Origin of the sequence: Corynebacterium glyciniphilum AJ 3170 (assembly GCF_000626675.1) — a bacterium.
In the GTDB taxonomy this organism is placed as follows: domain Bacteria; phylum Actinomycetota; class Actinomycetes; order Mycobacteriales; family Mycobacteriaceae; genus Corynebacterium; species Corynebacterium glyciniphilum.
This window is the reverse complement of record NZ_CP006842.1, coordinates 1,936,332-1,956,857: the sequence shown is the minus strand read 5'-3', so window position 1 is coordinate 1,956,857 and position 20,526 is coordinate 1,936,332. Positions and strand designations below refer to the sequence as shown.

Below are 20,526 nucleotides of genomic sequence, written 5' to 3'. Positions count from 1 at the left end.
TGAACACCCTCGACTGATTGATGAGGACCTTCGTGAACACCCCCGCTCGCCGAGACGGCACACCGGAACAGGATCCAGGTAAGACCCCTGCCGACCTGTACGTGTCCAATGCACGACCTGCACGTCGCCAACATGTGCCCGACCGTAAACCTCCGGAGTCCGGCGCCTCCGGACAACCGTCCAAGGGCGGTAAGAAAGACAGTGGCCAGGGCGACAAGTCCGTGCGACTGCAGAAAGTACTCGCCGCCGCAGGTGTGGCGTCCCGGCGGATGAGCGAGAAGCTCATCGAGGCCGGGCGTGTCGACGTCAACGGTCAGACCGTGACTCAGCAGGGGATCCGCGTCGACCCTGACCAGGACGTGATCCGTGTCGACGGTACCCGGGTCATCGTCGATGAGAATCTCGTGACCTACGCGCTGAACAAGCCGCGTGGATTCCAGTCCACGATGAGCGATGACATGGGTCGACCGTGTATCGGCGACCTCGTCGGCGAACGTGTCGCCGCAGGACAGCGACTCTTCCATGTCGGTCGGCTCGACGCCGCCACCGAAGGACTGCTCCTGGTCACCAATGACGGTGAACTCGCCAACCGTCTGATGCACCCGCGCTACGAGGTGTCGAAGACTTACCTGGCCACAGTGCTCGGTGAGGCGGACCGACGGTTGATCCACCAGCTCAAGAATGGCATCGACCTGGACGACGGTATCGCCCGTGCGGACTATGTGCAGATCATCGATGTCTGGCAGGGGAAGTCCCTGATCAAGCTGGAGATCCACGAAGGCCGCAAGCACATTGTGCGCCGCATGCTCAAGGAAGCCGGCTTCCCCGTCCAGGCTCTTGTTCGGACCAAGGTTCACACGGTGCAGCTCGGCGAGCAGAAGCCCGGTACCTTGCGTGCCTTGAATCGTTCCGAGCTGACCAGTCTCTACAACGCGGTGCAGCTCTGATGACCAACGAAAGGAACGACGTGACTGACGTGACCGACCTCAGCGGGGTCGACAACATTGCCGGCGGCGGCTTCATCGTCGCTGTGGACGGGCCCTCCGGCACCGGAAAGTCCACGGTCAGCCGCCTTCTCGCCCGTGCCGCGGACGCGACGTACCTCGACACCGGCGCAATGTACCGGGTCGCGACCCTGCATGTCCTGCGTGCCGGAATTGACCCGGACAACACCGAGGCAGTGGTGGCGGCCACCGCTGACCTTCCGTTGCTCGTCAACGAGGATCCGGCGTCGACGGAGGTCCTGCTCGACGGAGAGGACGTGTCCGCAGAGATTCGGGGTCCGGAGGTTACCGCCCATGTCTCCGCGGTGTCCGCGATTCCGGAGGTCCGGGAAAACCTGGTGGCACTGCAGCGGTCACTGGCCCTGCGCGCGGGACGGTGCGTCGTCGAAGGGCGTGACATCGGTACCGTCGTATTCCCCGAGGTGCCGTGCAAGGTGTTCATGACCGCCAGCGCCGAGGTCCGCGCCCGTCGCCGCTACGTTCAGGATGTGGCTGCGGGACGGGATGCCGACTTCGACGCGGTATTGGCGGACGTCGAGCGCCGCGACGCCGCCGATTCGTCCCGTGCCGTGTCACCGCTGCGTCCTGCGGAGGACGCGACGGTACTCGACACCGGCGACCTGGACGTCGAGCAGGTCCTTGCCGAGCTGACCCGCTTGGCGGCGGAATCCGCAGCCCGTCCGGCGCAGCTGGAGGATGCCGACAACGGTACCGCGGGCGGAGAGACCCTGGTTTTCCGGACGAATGAAGGCGAGACGCTCGACGGTGCCGAGGCCACTGACGACTCCGCGATCGACGACGGTCCGGAGTCGGAGGAAGACTTCTTCGAGGAGTACGACGAGAGCGACTTCGGCGACGTCGTCGACGACTCCGAGTTCGCCGACTTCGACCTGTTGAGCGCGGATGCGGATGACACCGACTGGGATGCGGTGGAGGAGGCCTTCGGAGTTCTCGGCGATGACCGTGCAGAACAGGAGGCCCTGTGCACCGTCGCCGTCGTGGGACGTCCGAATGTCGGAAAGTCGACGCTGGTCAACCGCTTCATCGGCCGTCGCGAGGCCGTTGTCGAGGATTTCCCCGGCGTTACCCGTGACCGTATCTCCTACCTTGGTGACTGGAACGGTCGTCGCTACTGGGTCCAGGACACCGGTGGGTGGGATCCGGATGCCAAGGGAATCCACGGGGCCATCGCCCGGCAGGCGGAGACTGCGATGGCCACTGCGGACGTCATCGTCTTCGTCGTCGACACCAAGGTCGGCATTACGTCCACAGACGAGCTCATCGCCCGCAGACTGCAGCGTTCCGAGATTCCTGTGGTGCTGGTGTCGAACAAATTCGACTCCGATTCCCAGTACGGTGACATGGCGGAATTCTGGTCGCTCGGTTTGGGGAACCCGTTCCCGGTGTCCGCCCAGCACGGTCGTGGCGCAGCTGATGTCCTTGACGAAGTTCTGGCGAATTTCCCGGAGACTCCTCGGCAGACATCGGTGATCTCCGGCCCACGCCGCGTGGCGCTGGTCGGGCGTCCCAACGTCGGCAAGTCCTCCCTGCTGAACAAGATCACCGGTGAAGAGCGGTCCGTGGTGGACAACGTCGCCGGAACGACCGTCGACCCCGTGGATTCCGTGGTCGAACTCAATGAGCGCAGCTGGCGCTTCGTCGACACGGCGGGTATCCGGAAGAAGACCAAGACTGCACGCGGCCATGAGTTCTACGCTTCCCTGCGGACCCGGGCGGCAATCGACTCCTCAGAGGTGGCGATCTTCCTCGTCGACGCATCCGAACCGATCGCGGAGCAGGATCAGCGGGTACTGCGCATGATCCTGGATTCGGGCCGGGCGCTGGTCGTTGCCTACAACAAGTGGGACATGGTCGATGAAGAACGGCGTGACGAGCTCGAGCGTGAGATCGACCAGCAGTTGGCCCACGTGCCGTGGGCACGCCGGGTGAACATCTCCGCCAAGACTGGCCGGGCACTGCAGAAGCTGGAGCCGGCGATGATCGAGGCACTGGAGAGCTGGGATCTGCGCATCCCGACCGGTCAGTTGAACACCTGGCTGCGGGCGGTGATCGCGCAAACCCCACCGCCGATGCGTGGTGGACGACTGCCCCGCGTACTGTTCGCAACCCAAGCTTCATCGGAGCCGCCGGTGATCGTGCTGTTCACCACCGGTTTCCTGGAGCACGGCTACCGACGCTTCCTGGAACGTCGTCTGCGTGAGTCCTTCGGCTTCGAAGGCTCGCCGGTCCGTATCGCCGTACGGGTGAGGGAGAAGCGGGGCCGCAAGAAGTAAGCGGGTCTGGGTGCTTCTCTCCAGGCCTGTTGCAGGGTGAACGGAACCGTGGTGTTCAGCAGACTGCGGGAGTAACTTCGCGGAGTTATGAGCGACAATGCAGCAGGTACACCACCAGGCCGGTTCAGCGAACGGATCGCGGAACTGGGAAGGGAGCATCCTGCGTTTATCGCGGGGAAGGCCAGACCGGGACCGTCGACGGTTCCGCCGACCGGGCCCAGCGCCTTGTGGTGGTTTCCGCCTGTGGTGAATGACCGGGCTGCGCGGACCACGGCGATGCTGGTGGTCGCCCTGGCTGCGGTCACGGTGGTGCTCTCATGGATGGGGTTGGCCGTACCGGCGATGGTGACGGCAACGTTGCTGTTCGGCGGCTTCATTTTACGGGTTCTTGCCGGCCCCCGTTTCGACCCGTTCGGACAGTTGTCGGTCAGGTGGCTGGCACAGTGGGTGTTCGGGGAGCCGGTTCTTGTCGGAGGAGCACCGAAGCGGTTCGCCCAGATGATCGGCCTGGTGTTTTCGGGGGCAGCATTGGGACTGCGGGCGGCGGACCTCACAGGGGCGTCGGACATCGTCCTGATTCTGCTCATCGTAGCGGCGTCGCTGGAGGGATTCATGGGTGTCTGTCTGGGGTGCCTGCTCTTCGGCCGTCTGCAGCAGTGGAGAGTGATTCCCGGCGACATACGCTCCGACTGCGCGGTCCGGCCCGCACACTCCACGTCTGGATCCCCGTCGACACCCACGTGAGGTGTGGTCACCTCCGTCAAGGAGGTTCTACCGCGACATTCTGTGACGTAGGATGTCGCTGTGGATAATGACACCCAACAGAGGCGACACGACCAGCCCCTGGAGACTGATAAACGGGCCGGCACAACGGTTCTGCGTTCGGTGATTAGGGAGGAGAAAGGGCCGATCCTGGGTGCTGCCGCGTTGCTGACCTGCTGGTCAGTGGGGGAGGCATTGGTACCGGCGGTGATCGGCGCCGCAGTGGACGAGGCGATCGGGCCGTCGGACCTGTCTGCGCTGATCCTGTGGCTGCTCGTCCTCGCGGCCTGTTTCTCCCTGCTGAGCTTCGGATTCATGTGGGGTTCCCGGGTCGGTGCCTACGCCATGAACCGTCAGAAGCACCTGCTACGTGGCAGAATTACCGCCACGGCGCTGCAGCCCGACCGTCCCGGCACCAGCCGGCGTCTGCCAGGGGAGATCGCCGCACTCTCGGCGGCAGACAGCGATAACGCCAGTAATGTCATCATGCAGATCGCCATGGGTGGCTCTGCACTTCTGGGAGTGGCGGTCTCGGTCGGGTATCTCCTGTGGGTGGACCTCTGGGTGGGATCCGCTGTCATTCTGTTGTCCCCGCTGTCGCTTTTCGCGTTGCGATGGTTGCGGCCGAAACTTTCGTCGACCACGCACGGGCAACAGCAGGGGATCGCCGCCGCAGGTGCGTCGGCCGCCGACATCCTGCGTGGAGTCGAGGTCCTCCGGGGGATCGGCGGAGAGCGGGCCGCGGCAGGTTGGTACACCGAACGCAGCAGTGCCGTTACGACCGCAGGCATTGCTTCGGCAGGGGCATCGGGACGTATCGCTGGTGCACACATCCTGATCACAGGTCTGGTCCTGGTCAGTGCAGCGATTCTGAGCGCCTACCGAGTGGTAGACGGTTCGATGACGGTGGGCGCGATGGTCGGTGTACTGGGGGTCACCTCGTTCCTGGCCACGCCGCTGGGGACCATAGTGGGAGTCGTCGAGACCTACACTGTCTCTGCCGCCTCAGCAGCGCGGCTTGCGGAGTTCGTGGACGGTCACGGCCCTATCGGCATCAGATACTCCGGTACCGACCTTGCCCGTGCCGACGCGGCGCTCACCATCCTTCCGGAGGATTGTGATCCCCTTGACTGCACAGCTGGGCGGCTGACTGTGATCGCCTGCGCCGACCCGGATATCCGCCGACGAATCCAGGATGCTGTAGGTGCCGGCCGGCTCCTGGTCGACGGCGTAGAGACTGAGTCAATGGATCCCGACCTGCTCCCCACAGTGCTGCGCGCCGCCCCGCACGAGGCCCACCTGTTCGAAGGTACGGTGCGACGGAACATCACGGGCAGCGACGACGGGGTTGTTCCGCAGACCGTTCTCCGGGCGAGCGGCGTCGACGAGTTGGTCGATTTCTTCGATGAGGGGCTAGATCATAAGGTCGACGGCGGTGGCCGCAACCTTTCTGGTGGCCAGTGTCAGCGCATCGCACTGGCACGCGCGCTGGCAGGCGGCCCGCTCACCCGGATACTCACGGATCCGACGACAGCTGTTGATTCGGTGACCGAAGCTCGCATCGCTGCCGGGCTCCGGGCTCTGCGGATTGTCGGTGACCAGGGCACCATGGTGATCATCTCCAATTCCCCAAACCTCCTCGCTGCCGCCGACGACGTCATCTTCGTCCGCGATGAAACGACCGTGACGGTGGGGACGCACCATGGACTCAGCGGCGACGCTGGCTACGGAAAGGTCGTGTCCCGATGACCGGAAAGAACGCCACCCCCGTGACCCTGCCCACCGCCGACGGCCGGACCGCCTGGTGTTTTTTGTGGGAACGTCTGCGTACCCGCCGGTGGATGATCGTCATCGCGTTACTTGTCGCGCTCGGCGCCAGCGGTTGTGCAGCCCTTCCTCCACTGATGGTCGGACGGATGGTCGACCGACTGTCGGCACCGGCTGCCGACATCACCGCCGTCGGCTTCCCTCTGGGGGTGATGACGCTGTCTATCGTCCTCAACGCGGCATTGGTCTGGCTCGGTCGCATTCTGTTCGCACAGATTGCCGAACCTACGGTCAGTGAACTTCGTGAGGAGGTCGTCCAACATGCTCTCTCACTGGACGCAGGTGTGCTTGAGGAGGTGGGACCGGGTGAACTTGTGTCCCGGGTCAGCGATGACTCCCGACTGATCTCCACGGCCGTCTCCGACATCCTGCCCACCGTGTTGTCGGCCGGGACCCTTCTGCTGATATCGCTTCCGGGGTTGTTCGGTCTGCACTGGGCACTCGGGTTCGCAGGACTGGTGGGCATCCCCATGTACGTCATGGCGTTGCGGTGGTATCTGCCCCGTAGCGGCCCGCTCTACCGGGAGGAACGGGAGATTCTCGGACGACGTACCTCCGAATTCCTCGATGCGGCCAATGGTCGTGAAACTCTCGTCGTGCAGGGGTGGAGCAGTGAGGAGAACCGACGGCTGGAAGCGGCGTCGGATAAGTCGCGGCAGGTGGAGAACAGGGTGTGGCGCATGCTCACCCGTTTTTTCGCCCGCAACAACCGTGCTGAGTTCGTCGCCACGGCCACCATCCTTGCGGTCGGATTCGTCATCGTCGACGCGGGGTGGACGACCGTCGGCGCAGTCACGGCTGCAGCTCTGCTCTACCACCGTCTCTTCGACCCGGTAGCCACAGTCTTCCAGACCTTCGACACCGTCCAGGAGGCCGGCATCGCGCTCCGGCGCCTGGCAGGGGTGACGCAGACTCCACTACGCGCCACAGCCCGGATGAACCGTCCGGGAGTGCGGGTGGCCGGCTCCGTAGTTGCCTCCGGACTCAGTCTTCAGGGGGCCCGGCATTCATTCGACGGAACCCGACAGGTACTGACCGACGTCGATCTCACGGTCGCGCCAGGGGAATCGGTGGCGCTCGTGGGCAGTACCGGTGCCGGGAAAACCACGGCGGCCCGGCTGCTCGCCGGCGTCCTGCCCGTCCAACACGGTCGGGCTGTCCTGGACGGCGACGACCTCAGCACACTGGTACCTGCAGAACTACGGCCGACGGTTTGTATGACGTCCCAACACACCCACGTCTTCGCCGGAACTCTCCTTCAGAACATCACGCTGGGCACACCTGGGAAGACGTCACGTACCAGCGTCGATGAGGCAATCTGTGAGATGGGGGCGCAGTGGATCCACGACTTGCCAGATGGTGTCGACACCTACGTCGGTGACGACGGACACCAGCTCAGCGCGCACCAGCAACAACACCTCGCACTAGTGCGGCTACACCTTCTCAACCCGTCTTACGTGATTCTCGACGAAGCCACCGCCGAAGCGGGGTCCAGCAACTCGCGGGAGCTCGAGGATGCCTGTGCCGTCGTCATCAAGGGGCGCGGCGCGCTGGTCATCGCTCATCGGTTGTCCCAGGCCCGACTGGCGGACCGGATCATGGTGATGGAAAACGGTCGCGTCGTTGAGGACGGGCCGCACGAAGAACTCCTCTCCTCTCGTGGCATGTACGCCGGACTATGGGAGGCATGGACCGGAAGAGAGGCCCACTGATGTCGGAGTATGGACTTCGCGACGGAGAGTGCATATGGGTGGAGAACTTTGCTGTCGAGGGCGAGCTGGTCTTCGAACCGCATAGCCACCTCAAGGCGCAGCTGGTGTGGGCGGACCGGGGTCAGATTGCAGTCATCGTAGCGGAGAGACGGTGGATACTGGCTCCGTCACAGGCGCTGTGGATCCCCGCTGAAGAGGTGCATGACATCCGGACCAGTGACGGCACCGAACTCTTCTGCGCCTATCTCTGGGAGGAGGAGTGTGAGACCGGGTGGGAGGGGCTGACCGTGTTGAGCATGAGCCCGCTGGCTCGGGAACTGCTGCGACACCTTGCCCGGGAAGACCTCGAAGACGCTGCCGCCAGGCATGCCCGCGCCACACTGCTCAGTGTGCTGACCCCGGCTGATGCTGCAGGAGTGGATCTCCCGATGCCGAATGACCCACGGGCACGCGCCGTCGCATCGGCCGTGCTGGAGGCACCCGGCGCGACGCATGCGCTGGACGACTGGGCGCGACAGCTGCACGCCAGCGAACGCACGATTCAACGGGCATTCCTCTCCGACACGGGACTGACGTTCTCCGCCTGGCGAACCCAGGTGCGGTTGTGCCGGTCCCTGGCGTTGCTTGCCGATCGTGTTCCAGTGTCATCCGTGGCGGCGAGGATGGGGTACTCGAGTACCAACGGGTTCACCAGTGCGTTTCGTCGGCACTTTGGCACGACACCGGCGAACTACTTTGAGGGTTGATGTGAACCGTAGCCTCGTCTGGATATCGTGCACGGTTGTCCAGGTTGCGACGCCTGTTGCGGGCATCCGGACGAGCATCCTGGGCCTGGCCGTGGATCCAGTAGGAAGTGACGTTGGTGTTTGCCTTGTCCAGCTGCCCTCCTGAGCCCAGTAGTGCGCGACGAACCGCTCCGGCTTCGGCGAATTCGGTTCCGGACCACAGTGCAATCGTGTCTGCAGGTTCACCGGAGAGCAGATCGGCAAGGCCGTCGAGGGTGCGGAGAAACTCGGCCGGGGGTTCTCCTGACGCGGGACCGCGGCGGATCCAGGTGACACGAGTCCCGGCGCCGGTCACAGACAAGGAGGGAGTCAGGTACGACTCGTCGGAACGGTCGTCGACCAGCGCGATGACATAGGCTTTTATCCCCTCAGCCAGCTCGCGAAGGATGGATGCGACCGCGGGGAGACCAGTTTCATCAGCTATCAGGATCAGCGTCTGGGCCTGTTCGGGGAGGTGCCAGGCTTCAGTGGGGCCCCACCACAGCAACTCGGCGCCGATGACCGCGTCGCGGGCCCAGGCTGAGGCGAGGCCGGCGGGCTCGTGGACGACGAAGTCGAGATCCACGGTGCCGTGAGACGAGTCGTACCGCTGCACCGTGTAACGGCGTACCTGCGGCGAGGCGAAGGTGTGCAGAGCACTGAGGTTGGCGGCGGCGAATTCCGACGGCACTCGCGCTTCGGGAGGGTAGAAGTAGAGGGCGACGTGACTGTCGGTGCCGGTGTGCCGGTAGTCGGTTCCGCAGTCGATGGTGATCCGCACGATGTGCGGGGTGATCCACTGTTTGTCCTTGACCCGGGAGCGTCGGTGGCGTCCGGTCATCAGGTGTTCACCCTGGACAGAATGTCGTCGATCTCATCGAGTGCGTCGATTGCCCACCCGATGTTGGACGCGCCACCCTGTGTGAAGCCGAAGAGGTTGCCCTTGGTCACTGCCGGCAGTGACCGGAACCGGGAATTATCGAGAAGTGGGCGGGTGTTCTCCGCGGCATCGCCGATCGAATCAGCCGGGTAGAGGATCACCGTAGCGTCGCCGAGGTTCTCGAGGTTCTCCATCGAAAGCGGGTCTCCCCACCAGCCTTCCGGGTCGACGACGTCGCTGAAGCCGGCGCCTACGGCGTTGAGCAGACTGCCGGTCGCGGTCTGGCCGCCTTCGGCGAACCAGGTGTTCTCCTGGCTGCCGCTGACGGATACCCACCGGCTGTCGGCGAGGACACGGCGGTGCCGTTCGGCGATCTCCGCGGCCTTGCCGTCGAAGTCGTCTCGCAGATCGGAGAATTCCTCGGAACGGTTCACGATATCGGCAAGCTGCCGCTGGGACTCCATGTCGTCGTCACTGCTGAAGTGCGCCAGCGGGGCGATGTCCGCGAGCTTGTCGATCTGTGCATCGTCCAGGCCGACTCCGGTGGTGACGATGAGGTCGGGTTCCAGGGTGCTGATCTTCTCGACGTCGACGGCGTCCCAGTTTCCGATCCGTGTGGCATCCGCCAGTTCTTCGACGTAACGGTGGGGGACGGCACGGGCCGCTGCGGCATCCTCCTCGTAGTAGCCCCCATAGATTCCGACCGGGGTGATCCCGAGGTCGACGAGTACGGGAGGGAGCTGCCAGTCGACGGCAACGACGTTCTGTGGGTCGACCGGTACGTCGATTTCGCCGCGGAGGGTGTTGACGGTCCTGAGCTCCCCGTTTTCGCCGGTGGTGTCGGGGGTGTCGGAGCCACATGCCACGAGCAGGGGACAGGCGAGGCCGACAGCGAAGATGAGGCTGGTAATTCTCTTGGGCAACATGGTGAGGACGTTAGCAATGCCTCACCTTTGTCGTCAGCGCGCTCAGGTGTCATGGTCAGACACGGAGCTGACATATTCGCCGCCGACGTCGCGTGCAGGGACAGGGCCAGGGGTCAGGCGGCCTCGAAGACGCCACAGGCCTGGCGACCGCCCGCGTCACCAGTGGAGAGTGTGTCCTCGTCCGGGCCGTCAGGTGCGTACCGCTCGGGTATGTTGCCGTAGTTGTCGGGGTCTTCATGGACGATGAGAGCTGAACCGTCGTCGTCGAGGAGATCAGAATCCTCGATCCGATCGGTGGTGACGGTCATGCGTCCTTCCCCGTTCTCATTGACGAGGAGTGCAGGCAGATCGCCCCCATGATCGGGGTGGTCGTGGCCGTCTGCACCCAGGTGTCCGCCGGCGGAGAGGAAGTCGCCGGTTTCGGGATCGTCAGAATCATCGTCCGGGGCGGTGCTGTCAGGTTCACAGACTCCGACGGCGTGCACGTGCATGCCGTACATCCCTGGTTCCAGCCCGGAGAACGAGACGGACAATTCGGTGGTACCGGCGTCGTCTCCGCCCGGTGCGGAGATCTCCACGGTCCCCACCTCGTCGCCGTCAGCGTTCGCGACCGCGGCAGTAGCGATGGCATCGGTGCCTTCGGAGCCAGCTGACTCCGATGCGTCCGTACCGGTTGCGGCGGCAGTGTCAGTCGATGAATCGTCGTCGCTGTTGGTGGTGCAGGCGGAGAGGACGAGGAGACTTGCCGCGCCGAGGGCGATGACACTCCGGCGGTGTTTTCCTGCTCGTGTGGGTGGTGTGGTGGTGTCTGCTGCAGGTGAATCGGAACTGATGGTGAACACGGCGTCCTCTCGAACATATAGGGAACGATTGTGGTGTTCTCCCCGAGGGTACCGAATCCTGCTGCATTAGACGGCTGGCCGCCGGAGTCCGATCGCGCCTACCGCGAGGGACTGGGCATCACTATCCAGGCAACGAAGTAGAAGATCGCCTGCGGACCGGGGAAGACGAAGGACAGGATGAACAGGAGCCGGACGGTATTCGGTGACCAGCTGAGCCAGTCGGCGATACCGCCGCAGACGCCTGCAATGACTCGGTGGTTGGGGGAGCGTTCAAGTCTGGACATGCCCCCAGGCTACGCGGCGGACCCCGCGACGTTGATGAATGTCCAGAAAACCGCTGCCGGCATTCCACACACCAGAGGCAATATCCATGAGGCGTTCTGTCTGCAGACAGGTATTACGGGGAGTCGTCCTCAGCCCCGACATCTGAGTAATACGAATCTCGCCTCTATCGGGTCGTGACGCACGAAAAACCCACCCCCGGAGGGATGGGTTGAACGTCGGACTGACAGGATTTGAACCTGCGACCCCTACACCCCCAGTGTAGTGCGCTGCCAAACTGCGCCACAGTCCGTCGGTCCATCGCTGGACCTCGCATAGATTACAACACCGATATTCATGTTCGCCAATCGCCTGCTCGGCGGTGGTTTGCGAACGGAGAATGTCGGCTCCGGGGCTACGAGGAGGGGGACACAGGTGCCTCGGTCACGACAATCCCGTCTGCGTCGGCGTAGGCGATGTGGCCGGGAACAAAGTTGACACCGCCGAAGCTCACGGTCGTGTCCCGCTCACCGACGCCGTCCTTGGCGGACTTGCGGGGGTTGGTGCCGAGTGCCTTGCAGCCGAACTCCATGCCGCCAACAGCGGCGGAATCCCGGATTGCCCCGTTGATGATCACCCCTGCCCAACCGTGGTCGACACCGAACTCTGCGATCATGTCGCCCATCAGGGCGGTGTGGACAGACGCGTCCCCGTCGACGACGAGGACTCCGCCGGGGTTGTCCTCCTGGAGGATTTTCTTGACCAGGCCGTTGTCCTGGAAGCAGCGCACGGTGGTGATCGGCCCGCAGAAATAGGTGTGTCCGCCGAGATCGCGGAACTGTGTGTCACAGCTCCGTACTTCCTGGCCGATGATGTCGACAAGATCGGCGGTAGGGATGAAGGTGATGTCGTTGCTCATGGTCAGTCAGCCTAGCGTGGTGCGCTGTCACGAGTGACGGATGTGCGGTTCTGCCCACGTCGCGATCATCTGCCCGGCGCGTTGGGCGGAACCCCGCCATGTGAGCAGGTGGTCAGTGTCGTCGAGACTCATCATGTTCTTGGGCCAACCGGCAGCCTCGACGATCCGGGTGGCCTCGGAGACCGGCACCGTCTGGTCGGTCGGGGAGTGCAGCACCAGCAGCGGCGCTCTGACTGCTGCGATGTCGTCGGCGATCTCGTTAGTCTCTGAAACATCGGCGAGATTACTGAGGAACGAGTGCGAGATCGGTATGTCGCGTTCGGCAAGGTGCACGGTGCGGACCTCACCGGGACGGATGTCGGCGCAGGAGTCCTGCAGTGAGCGGGCGGCGGATGCCGGGCGGAACGGTGCTCCGATGGTCGCGACCGCTTCCAGAGTCGGAATATGTCGCGCGGCACGGAGTGCGACAGCACCACCGAGAGAGTGCCCGACGAGCAGGGAGGGTGCTGCGAGCCGCTCCTCCAGCCAGGCTGCTGCTGCCCGCAGATCGGCGACGTTGCTGGAGAAGGTGGTCTCTGCGAAATCGCCCTGTGATTCGCCGAGGCCGGGGAAGTCGAAGCGTAGACACGCAATGCCGGCCCGGGCAAGAGCCTTTGAGACGCGGAACGCTGCGGGGACCTTCCGGTTACATGTAAAGCAATGAACGAAGATGGCGACGGGTACACCAGACGCACGGAACTCATCAGGTGAGAGTTCCCGGGCATCGCCGGGAAGGTCGACTGTTCCGGTGATCACCGGCCCAGTCCGGCCATTCACCTCACCACCGTGGAATTCGACGTCGACGGAGGTCACACTTCGGGAAGTCACCCACGCCAGGGTAGTCGGCGGCCCCGAGGTGAGACGTGCCGGTGTCCGACGGGCCCGGTGGCGACTATCCTTGCTACGGAAGCGTGTGGATCACGACCCCTATTCACGAAGTTTGCGGAGGCGAGGATGGCCGGATTCGGCTGGTTCTGGAAGGCCATGGGTTCGTCAGCGACGGCGAACCAGAAGAAGTCGAAGACCATCGTGTCTGAGGCGGCCAAAGCCGTCGACCGGCTCGCTCACGCCTCGGACGAGGAGGTGGTCGACATTGCCCGTTCCTGCGTGACCGCCGGTGAAGCCCCGGCGATCGACGATGCGCCGTTGCTGTTGGCGACGGTGAGGGAGGCGGCCGAGCGAACCATCGGTATGCGTCCGTTCGATGTGCAGTTGCAGGGGACGTTGCGCATGTTGGTCGGCGACGTGGTCGAGATGGCCACCGGCGAGGGTAAGACGTTGACCGGTGCGATGACGGCGGTCGGCTACGGGCTTCAGGGTCGCAGGGTGCACCTGATCACCGTCAACTCTTTCCTGGCCGGTCGCGATGACCAGTGGATGGGCCCACTGCTCGATTTCTTCGGACTGACCCACGGAGCCATCGCCGAGGAGTACGGGGCAGATGAGCGGCGTGAGATCTACGCCCGTGACGTGGTTTTCGGTGCTGTCAACGAAATGGGCTTCGACGTCCTGCGCGACCAGTTGATCACCCGCCGTGTCGATGCCGTGCGCACGGCCGCGGATGTGGCGATCATCGATGAGGCGGATTCGGTGATGGTTGATGAAGCCCTGGTGCCCCTGGTGTTGGCAGGTTCGGAGCCGGGCCCTGCGCCGACGGGCAGGATCACTGACCTGGTGCGCAGAATGGAGGAGAACCGTCATTTCACGGTCTCCGGGGATCGACGCAATGTCTTCCTCACGGATTCGGGCGCACGGTTCGTGGAGAAGGGGCTGGAGATCGATTCGCTCTACGGTTCCCTGGATTCTTCAGGGTCCGCCGGCTCTGCCGATACGTCGGACGCAGTGGACGCAGCGGAGGCAGCGGCTCCGGCAGTTCCGGTAGGCCTCGCGGAGGGAGAGTCGGACGCACTAGATTCCGAGAACCCGGGCACACTCTTGTCCCAGGTGAACGTGGCGCTGCACGCGCAGCACCTGCTGACTCGCGACGTGCATTACATCGTGCGTGACGGAAAGGTCGCACTTATCGACGGATCGCGGGGCAGGGTTGCGGAATTGCAACGGTGGCCCGACGGCCTGCAGGCTGCGGTGGAGGCCAAGGAAGGCCTCCAGGTGACAGACGGAGGACGGATCCTCGACCAGATCACCGTACAGGCACTTCTGGGGCTGTATCCCCGCAAGTGCGGCATGACCGGAACTGCGGTTGCCGCCAGTGACCAGCTGAGGCAGTTCTACGACCTGTCGGTCAGCGTGATTGATCCGAATGTTCCGGCCCGACGGTTCGACGAGGCCGACCGTGTCTACACCACTGAGGAACAGCGGGACGACGCCGCCGTCGACCACATCGTGGAGGTACACGACAGCGGCCAGCCGGTGCTGGTCGGGACGCAGGACATCGCCGAGTCGGAGCGGGTTGCCGAGGCGCTGGCCGTTCGCGGCGTTGAGTGCAGCGTCCTTAACGCGAAGAACCACGAGGCGGAGGCCGGTATCGTCGCCGAAGCGGGACGCGCAGGGCATGTCACCGTGTCGACCCAGATGGCCGGCCGCGGAACGGATATCCGACTGGGCGGACGTGACGAGGAGGATCACGACCGCGTCGTCGAGCTCGGTGGCCTGCACGTCGTCGGAATCGGACGCTTCCGGTCGCAACGGCTGGACAACCAGTTGCGGGGTCGCGCCGGGCGTCAGGGCGATCCGGGTTCTTCTGTGTTCTTCGTCTCGTTGGAGGACGATGTGGTCAACACCGGCGGTGCCGGTGAGCAGCTCCGGGCGGAGCCTGGAGAGGACGGGCGCCTGGAGCAGCGCAAGGTCCTCCAGTTCATCGACCACTGTCAGCGGGTCGCTGAGGGGCAGATGCTGGATATCCACGCCACCACCTGGAAGTACAACAAGCTCATCAACGACCAGCGCGAGATCGTGGACGCCCGCCGGAGCAAGGTGCTCGACACGGACACCGCCTGGCAGGACCTTAGCTACCACGACGTGGAGAAGGCGGGGCGGCTGCAGGCCGAAGGCATCTCCCAGGAGGTTCTCGAGCAGGCGGCCCGCGAGATCATGTTGTACCACCTGGACTACGAGTGGAGCGAGCATCTGGCGTATCTCGACGACATCCGTGAGTCGATTCACCTGCGGGCCATCGCACGGGAGAGTCCGATCGACGAGTTCCACCGGATGTCCATCGCTGCGTTCGGTGAGCTCGCCGAGCGTGCGGTGGCCAAGGCACGCGAGACCTTCAGCGAGGTCGACATCACCTCTGACGGGGTGGATCTGGCTGGTCAGGGCCTACACAAGCCCAGTGCCACCTGGACCTACATGGTCAACGACAACCCGTTGTCGAGCTCCGGCGGCAGCGTCGTCGGGTCGATCGCCGCGATGTTCCGCTGACGTTTCGGCGAGGCTTTCCACCGACCCTCAGGGCCTCCGGGTAGTATGGTGGAAACGGCTTGCGGACGTCATGTCCGCTTTCCTCATCGGCTCCTGCCGCGACTTGCGGTCGGGGCCCATGGTCACACTGCAACAGATTCCAGGAGGAACTGAAACATGAGCGACAACACCGGGATCCCGGAAGCATCGGTCGAGACGACCTCGGTCTTCCGTGCTGACCTCCTCAAGGAGATGGAGACCGGTGCGCAGTCCGAGTCCGCACCTGCTGGTGTGGAGGGTCTCCCGTCGGGTTCTGCGCTCCTCGTGGTCAAGCGTGGTCCGAACGCCGGCTCACGGTTCCTGCTCGACCAGGACACGACTGCGGCCGGCCGCCATCCCGACAGTGACATCTTCCTTGACGACGTGACCGTCTCGCGTCGCCACGCAGAGTTCCGTCGCAACGGCGACGAGTACGAGGTAGTGGACGTAGGAAGCCTCAATGGCACCTACGTGAACCGGGAGCCGAAGAACTCCGCTGTGCTCAGCAACGGGGACGAGATTCAAATCGGTAAGTTCCGTCTCGTCTTCCTCAATGGCACGAAGGACGCCTGAGGTTCGCCCTCCTGTAGTATCGCCTCTGTCAAGACCATGTCACCGGACCCGCATCCGATGTGAGGAGTACCGTGTCAGCGAATGCCGCCGCAGCAGGGCAGCCCCAGCCTGAGTCACGACCCGCGACCGGGCGGGTCCTGCCCACGTCATCCATCGGGGACGTTCTCAAGCAGCTTCAGGCTGACTTCCCCGATGTATCGGTATCGAAGATTCGCTTCCTTGAGGCAGAGGGGCTCGTCACTCCGCAGCGTAGCAAGTCGGGGTACCGGCGCTTCTCGCCTGAGGACATCTCGCGACTGCGCTACATCCTTGCCAATCAGCGCGACAGTTTCCTGCCGCTGAAGGTGATCAAGGAACAGCTTGAGGCCATGGACTCGGGCAAGGTGACCCCGGTCGATGCACGACGGTCAGTTGCGGGCACCGTCACCCCCGAGCAGTTCCGACAGGCCACCGTCCGTCGACTGACCCGTGCAGATGTGGCGTCCCGCGCCGGAGTCGAGGATTCATTCATCGCCTCACTGGTGAAGATCTCCTTGATCACTCCGGACGCCGCCGGGTTCTTCTCTGTCGACGACGTCGACATTGTCCGCATCGCGGCGAAGATGGGGGAGCACGGGATCGACAACCGTCATCTCAAGACGCTGGCGACGCAGGCGCAGCGACAGGCGGACCTGGTGAACCAGGTTGCCGGTCCTGTGGCCCACGGTCGGGACGAGAATGCCCGTGAGCGTTCCGCTGAGCTCAGCCGGGAGGTCAGTGCACTGGTTGTGTCACTGCACGCTGCATTGATCAAGGGAAAGCTGCCGCGTTGAGGCATTGTCTCCGGACCTGTGTGAGCCCTCTGTAACCCCGACCACCCGTCACCGGTCGGGGTCCTGTCTTTTCTGATTCTTTTCTGAACGACACGCGTGTTGTTACATCCCTGTCGTCTCATCCAGCGTGTTAGCATTACCCTCAACCTCAAGTTGAGGGTCAGGGACAAGGCCGTGTTCCCCGTGATCGTTCGCGGTTACAGGTTGACTCTACGGTCATCCCGTCTAGGCTTGAGAGCAGTGAATCACAGGTGTGCAAGCAGACACGCCGAACAGAGGAGAATCAGCATGGAGCGGAGCGACTCCCGGGGCATCCCCGGTAAAGACACGGGCATGGCCCCTGATGCTGCCGACGCTGCCCGGTCGCCGCAGCAGGACACCTTGTTCGACGTCGACGGGCCTGACCAGGAGGTCGGTTACCGGGTGACGATCGCCTGCCAGGTTGCGGGTATCACCTACCGGCAGCTCGACTATTGGGCGCGTACCAAACTGGTGCAGCCGTCGATCCGCACCGCTCATGGCTCCGGGTCTCAGCGGCTCTACTCTTTCCGGGACATCCTCGTCCTGAAGATCGTCAAGGGGCTGCTTGACACCGGCATTTCCCTGCAGAACATCCGTCGTGCCGTGGACAAGCTGGGTAACCTGGGTGTCGATGATCTCGCCGGAATCACATTGGTCTCCGACGGCAAGACCGTCTACGAATGCCGGTCCGCCGAAGAAGTTATCGACCTTCTCGCTGGCGGCCAGGGCGTGTTCGGCATCGCCGTCCCAGGGTTGATGAAGGAACTCAGCGGCACGATCACGGCATTCCCCTCCGAGCCTGCGGAACCGGTCGTGCAGCACGACACGGCGTTCAACCCTTCCGACGAGCTCGCTGCCCGTCGTCGCAGGAAGTCCTCCTAGGAGTTCTCGCCGTCCGCGCTGCCGAGTGGGGTCCCGGCCAGGGCGCCGGCTACGCGGGTCAGCCATGGCGAAGCCGGTTCCGGAGAAACCGTCTCTGTGCTGTCCGCCCGCGCCGCGAAGTCCGCCGCCGCGCGGGCGGAGCTTTCGTCGACGGCCGGGGAGGATCCGAAGGCGACGAGCGGGAACGTGACCTCGCCCACCGCCCGCACATCGTCTGTGTCCGTGTCGGAGCTGCCCAGTAAAGCTGCAGAGGTCAGCACCGGGAGATTCTGGTCGCGGGCGGTCTGAAAGGACGGCCCCGCCCCGGCGGTCGCGTCGTCGACCTCCCGCCCGGCTGCTTCGGCAGAGAGCGCAGATACCATGGACTCCGCCCCGGTCGGCAGGACTGCCGTCGAGGGGTCCGGGTCGCCTCCCTCGGGGATGTAGTGCACGAGGTCATCGCTGCCCACGATGTCGACCGAATCCGGGGCGCCGGACAACCCGGGAATGAACCCGGTACCCGCAGGAATCCAGACCGGTGCGACCCCCGGCTTCGCACGGCGGTACGCCTCCGTGGCCTCAGCGGTGGACGTGACCTCAACGACAGCGGTGACGCACCGGTCGCGGACTACAGGTTCCTCAGCATTGTATGCGTCGGTCAGTGTCTGTGCGACGTCCTCGGCCGCAGGGTCAGCCCAGACGGTGAATTGTTGATCACCGTCGATGCAGGTCCTGGCCGATTCCTCGTCATCCTGTTTCCCTGCGAGCAGGAACCAGCCGACCACCAGGACAATGACCAGGAGGAGCGCGACGAGCGCGGCCCAGACCCACCCCGCTACCCTGACCCGGGATTCAACCGCGCTGTGACGTGCCATTGGCATTCTCCATTTCGTCGGCCGGGTCGACCGATGCTACTGAGCGGAAGAGGTCGTCGATCAGGTTGACCAGTGACCGACGCAGGACCTGCCCTCGCGCCGCGAAGTCCCGCTGTCGTCGAACATACTCCGCCCGCCCCTCCGGTGTTTCCACTGCAACGGGGGCGAAACCCCAGGCACTCAGGTCATACGGACTGGCCTCCATGTCGGTCCGGCGGACATCGCAGGCCAACCGGAAAGTGTCGAGCCAGAGTTCACCGGGGACGAGAGGACCGAGTTTCGTCGCCCACTTGTACAGGTCCATGGTCGCGTGCAAGCAGCCCGGCTGCTCCATCTCGGCCTGGGTCTCCCGGGTCGGCTGCAGAGTGTTCCGGGGGACCGCCTCCTCGGTGAAGAAGCGGAAGGCGTCGATGTGGGTGCACCGCAGCGTACTGGATTCGACCACCGCATCGGTACCGGCAGGACCGAGTCGGAGTGGCTCGGGATGTCGCGGTTGATCACGGTAGACCATCGCCCATTCGTGCATTCCGAAACAACTGAACCTGGGGGTGTGCTCCAGTGTGTTTGCCAGTAGGCGGCGGATGTAGCGGAGACTGTGGTCCCGCCGAGCCATGAGGAATTCGGAGTCCAGTTCCCATACCGGTGTACCCCGGGGGCCGGCAACCTCCCGGAGACTGCCTGCGGTCCCGGGCCGGTCGCCGGTGTCAGCGACGAGAGAGACGCCGAAGCCGGGGTTCCAGTGACCCAGCTTCCCCGGCGTGACCGGGTAATAGGAGAACATGAAGTCCCAGACGGGATGGCGTTCGCCGCGTGAGCGGCGCTCCCGGTGACCGGCAGTGAGCTCGCGGACGGACGCGCGGTGGTTCGCCTGCTCAGCACGCCACGCGTCCGGCTCCAGTACCTTGGTCGTTCCCTGCATGGCGTCAATCGTACGACAGGCGGCTCTGCTCGCCGGCCTCAGCTCGCGATGACCATCCCGCAACGATCCCGCAAGAACTCCCACAGTGCTCTGCGACGCTAGAGGCTGCCGGTCCAGACCGCTTCGTTGGTGAGGGGGTCGATAGTGCCCCTGAAACGGAGTTCGTAGTCCCCGGGGGTGCCGGGCGCGTTGTCGAAGCACACCGTTCCCTGTGCGTCCTGGCCGGGATTGACCACATCCGGGAGATGCTCGGTGTCGTCGTTGGCTGTCTGCAGCCGGGGTGTGTTGGACGGGTCGTAGAGCTTCCAGGCTGCCAGACCGTGGATGTCGAGTGGTTCGGCGTCGGGGGCGACGGTGATGGTGATGTCGACGCAGGTGTGGTCGCGGCTTGCCTGCTGGGCAGGTCGGAGATTGCTCGGTGTGATTTCCGCGCCGGCCACGGTGAGCGGCTGTCCTATTTCGGCCCGGCCGTCCTCTGGTCGTGTGTCGTCGCTGGACGGGGAGGCGGTGTCGGAAGATGAGGTCGGGGAGTCTTCCGAGCTTCCGGTGTCAGTCGTGCATGCAGACAGTGCGAGTGGAACAGCGAACATCGCGGCGACTGCGGTTCTGCGGATCGTCATGGTTTCAGCATCTTTCAGGGGAGAGGGGCGAATGCGCGTAAACGTCGTCAGTGTCAGATATCGAACGGGTCATGATAAGGACGATAATAAGCTAGTTTGTCTAGCAAAGTTGCTTATGAAAGGTGGATGCGCTGTGCCTGGGGGACGCTCCCGACCGGAGCGGGATAGTGTTGGTCCGGTCGGGTGCTCAATGAGGGTGCAGTGGAACGGAAGGAA

Annotated in this window: 19 protein-coding genes and 1 tRNA gene; 10 read left to right on the top strand and 10 right to left on the bottom strand. The window is 64.2% G+C overall.

Annotation, left to right across the window (positions count from 1 at the left end):
- Positions 1–32: 32 nt before the first annotated feature.
- The 6 genes from CGLY_RS09205 (at position 33) to CGLY_RS09180 (ending at position 8,345) form a co-directional block, all read left to right on the top strand.
- Positions 33–947, top strand: a complete 915-nt coding sequence (locus CGLY_RS09205; protein WP_038552280.1) for a pseudouridine synthase — start codon at positions 33–35, stop codon at positions 945–947.
- A gap of 20 nt (positions 948–967) precedes the next feature.
- Positions 968–3,298 carry a bifunctional cytidylate kinase/GTPase Der gene (gene der, locus CGLY_RS09200; RefSeq protein WP_407080788.1) on the top strand — a complete coding sequence of 777 codons (2,331 nt, stop codon included), beginning with the start codon at positions 968–970 and terminating at the stop codon, positions 3,296–3,298.
- A gap of 87 nt (positions 3,299–3,385) precedes the next feature.
- Positions 3,386–4,042 (top strand): DUF4395 domain-containing protein, encoded by a 657-nt coding sequence (locus CGLY_RS09195; RefSeq protein WP_081803856.1) that lies wholly within the window; start codon positions 3,386–3,388, stop codon positions 4,040–4,042.
- Between the two features lie 60 nt (positions 4,043–4,102).
- Positions 4,103–5,809, top strand: coding sequence for an ABC transporter transmembrane domain-containing protein (locus CGLY_RS09190; protein ID WP_038548846.1), 1,707 nt, complete (start codon positions 4,103–4,105; stop codon positions 5,807–5,809).
- Positions 5,806–7,599, top strand: coding sequence for an ABC transporter ATP-binding protein (locus CGLY_RS09185; RefSeq protein WP_038548841.1), 1,794 nt, complete (start codon positions 5,806–5,808; stop codon positions 7,597–7,599). The genes CGLY_RS09190 and CGLY_RS09185 overlap by 4 nt, the downstream gene beginning before the upstream one ends.
- Positions 7,575–8,345: an AraC family transcriptional regulator gene (locus CGLY_RS09180; RefSeq protein WP_158407382.1), complete on the top strand. Its 771-nt coding sequence runs from the start codon at positions 7,575–7,577 to the stop codon at positions 8,343–8,345. Before CGLY_RS09185 ends, CGLY_RS09180 begins: the two co-directional genes overlap by 25 nt.
- Here CGLY_RS09180 and CGLY_RS09175 read toward each other — a convergent pair.
- From CGLY_RS09175 to CGLY_RS09145, 7 genes are all read right to left on the bottom strand, one after another.
- Positions 8,287–9,204 (bottom strand): siderophore-interacting protein, encoded by a 918-nt coding sequence (locus CGLY_RS09175; RefSeq protein WP_038548831.1) that lies wholly within the window; start codon positions 9,202–9,204, stop codon positions 8,287–8,289. The genes CGLY_RS09180 and CGLY_RS09175 overlap by 59 nt on opposite strands.
- Entirely contained in the window at positions 9,204–10,169 is a 966-nt protein-coding gene (locus tag CGLY_RS09170) for an ABC transporter substrate-binding protein (protein WP_038548827.1), read from the bottom strand. Before CGLY_RS09170 ends, CGLY_RS09175 begins: the two co-directional genes overlap by 1 nt.
- A gap of 113 nt (positions 10,170–10,282) precedes the next feature.
- Positions 10,283–10,930, bottom strand: a complete 648-nt coding sequence (locus CGLY_RS09165; protein ID WP_052540840.1) for a superoxide dismutase family protein — start codon at positions 10,928–10,930, stop codon at positions 10,283–10,285.
- Positions 10,931–11,109: 179 nt separating this feature from the next.
- Complete coding sequence (locus tag CGLY_RS09160) at positions 11,110–11,295, bottom strand: PspC domain-containing protein (protein ID WP_038548818.1); 186 nt, start codon at positions 11,293–11,295, stop codon at positions 11,110–11,112.
- Between the two features lie 216 nt (positions 11,296–11,511).
- Positions 11,512–11,585: transfer RNA gene (locus CGLY_RS09155), tRNA-Pro, on the bottom strand.
- A 102-nt stretch (positions 11,586–11,687) separates the two neighbouring features.
- The gene (gene rraA / locus CGLY_RS09150; protein WP_038548813.1) at positions 11,688–12,191 is read right to left on the bottom strand and encodes a ribonuclease E activity regulator RraA; all 504 of its coding nucleotides are present in this window, start codon (positions 12,189–12,191) and stop codon (positions 11,688–11,690) included.
- Between the two features lie 27 nt (positions 12,192–12,218).
- Positions 12,219–13,058 carry an alpha/beta hydrolase family protein gene (locus CGLY_RS09145; RefSeq protein WP_227590231.1) on the bottom strand — a complete coding sequence of 280 codons (840 nt, stop codon included), beginning with the start codon at positions 13,056–13,058 and terminating at the stop codon, positions 12,219–12,221.
- A gap of 126 nt (positions 13,059–13,184) precedes the next feature.
- Here CGLY_RS09145 and secA2 point away from each other — a divergent pair, with 126 nt between their 5' ends.
- From secA2 to CGLY_RS09125, 4 genes are all read left to right on the top strand, one after another.
- Positions 13,185–15,611: an accessory Sec system translocase SecA2 gene (secA2, locus tag CGLY_RS09140; protein WP_038548804.1), complete on the top strand. Its 2,427-nt coding sequence runs from the start codon at positions 13,185–13,187 to the stop codon at positions 15,609–15,611.
- A 156-nt stretch (positions 15,612–15,767) separates the two neighbouring features.
- The gene (odhI, locus tag CGLY_RS09135) at positions 15,768–16,202 is read left to right on the top strand and encodes an oxoglutarate dehydrogenase inhibitor Odhl (RefSeq protein WP_038548799.1); all 435 of its coding nucleotides are present in this window, start codon (positions 15,768–15,770) and stop codon (positions 16,200–16,202) included.
- A gap of 71 nt (positions 16,203–16,273) precedes the next feature.
- Positions 16,274–17,014 (top strand): transcriptional regulator FtsR, encoded by a 741-nt coding sequence (gene ftsR / locus CGLY_RS09130; RefSeq protein ID WP_038548794.1) that lies wholly within the window; start codon positions 16,274–16,276, stop codon positions 17,012–17,014.
- Positions 17,015–17,347: 333 nt separating this feature from the next.
- Entirely contained in the window at positions 17,348–17,917 is a 570-nt protein-coding gene (locus tag CGLY_RS09125; RefSeq protein ID WP_052540835.1) for a MerR family transcriptional regulator, read from the top strand.
- Here CGLY_RS09125 and CGLY_RS16760 read toward each other — a convergent pair.
- The 3 genes from CGLY_RS16760 to CGLY_RS09110 form a co-directional block, all read right to left on the bottom strand.
- A complete protein-coding gene (locus CGLY_RS16760; protein ID WP_052539968.1) occupies positions 17,914–18,771 on the bottom strand; it encodes a hypothetical protein in 858 nt (285 codons plus the stop codon). The two genes, CGLY_RS09125 and CGLY_RS16760, sit on opposite strands and share 4 nt — an antisense overlap.
- Positions 18,749–19,690 (bottom strand): hypothetical protein, encoded by a 942-nt coding sequence (locus CGLY_RS09115; protein WP_052539967.1) that lies wholly within the window; start codon positions 19,688–19,690, stop codon positions 18,749–18,751. Before CGLY_RS09115 ends, CGLY_RS16760 begins: the two co-directional genes overlap by 23 nt.
- Positions 19,691–19,788: 98 nt before the next feature.
- A complete protein-coding gene (locus tag CGLY_RS09110; RefSeq protein ID WP_038548791.1) occupies positions 19,789–20,310 on the bottom strand; it encodes a hypothetical protein in 522 nt (173 codons plus the stop codon).
- Positions 20,311–20,526 lie beyond the last annotated feature (216 nt).

Excerpts from the sequence above, each read along its gene's own strand:
- CGLY_RS09185 (WP_038548841.1), top strand. The coding sequence starts at position 5,806 with ATGACCGGAAAGAACGCCACCCCCGTGACCCTGCCCACCGCCGACGGC.
- CGLY_RS09160 (WP_038548818.1), bottom strand. The coding sequence starts at position 11,295 with ATGTCCAGACTTGAACGCTCCCCCAACCACCGAGTCATTGCAGGCGTC.
- CGLY_RS09170 (WP_038548827.1), bottom strand. The coding sequence starts at position 10,169 with ATGTTGCCCAAGAGAATTACCAGCCTCATCTTCGCTGTCGGCCTCGCC.
- CGLY_RS16760 (WP_052539968.1), bottom strand. The coding sequence starts at position 18,771 with ATGGCACGTCACAGCGCGGTTGAATCCCGGGTCAGGGTAGCGGGGTGG.
- CGLY_RS09195 (WP_081803856.1), top strand. The coding sequence starts at position 3,386 with ATGAGCGACAATGCAGCAGGTACACCACCAGGCCGGTTCAGCGAACGG.
- rraA (WP_038548813.1), bottom strand. The coding sequence starts at position 12,191 with ATGAGCAACGACATCACCTTCATCCCTACCGCCGATCTTGTCGACATC.
- secA2 (WP_038548804.1), top strand. The coding sequence starts at position 13,185 with ATGGCCGGATTCGGCTGGTTCTGGAAGGCCATGGGTTCGTCAGCGACG.
- CGLY_RS09175 (WP_038548831.1), bottom strand. The coding sequence starts at position 9,204 with ATGACCGGACGCCACCGACGCTCCCGGGTCAAGGACAAACAGTGGATC.
- CGLY_RS09125 (WP_052540835.1), top strand. The coding sequence starts at position 17,348 with ATGGCCCCTGATGCTGCCGACGCTGCCCGGTCGCCGCAGCAGGACACC.
- odhI (WP_038548799.1), top strand. The coding sequence starts at position 15,768 with ATGAGCGACAACACCGGGATCCCGGAAGCATCGGTCGAGACGACCTCG.
- CGLY_RS09115 (WP_052539967.1), bottom strand. The coding sequence starts at position 19,690 with ATGCAGGGAACGACCAAGGTACTGGAGCCGGACGCGTGGCGTGCTGAG.
- CGLY_RS09110 (WP_038548791.1), bottom strand. The coding sequence starts at position 20,310 with ATGACGATCCGCAGAACCGCAGTCGCCGCGATGTTCGCTGTTCCACTC.
- CGLY_RS09180 (WP_158407382.1), top strand. The coding sequence starts at position 7,575 with ATGGACCGGAAGAGAGGCCCACTGATGTCGGAGTATGGACTTCGCGAC.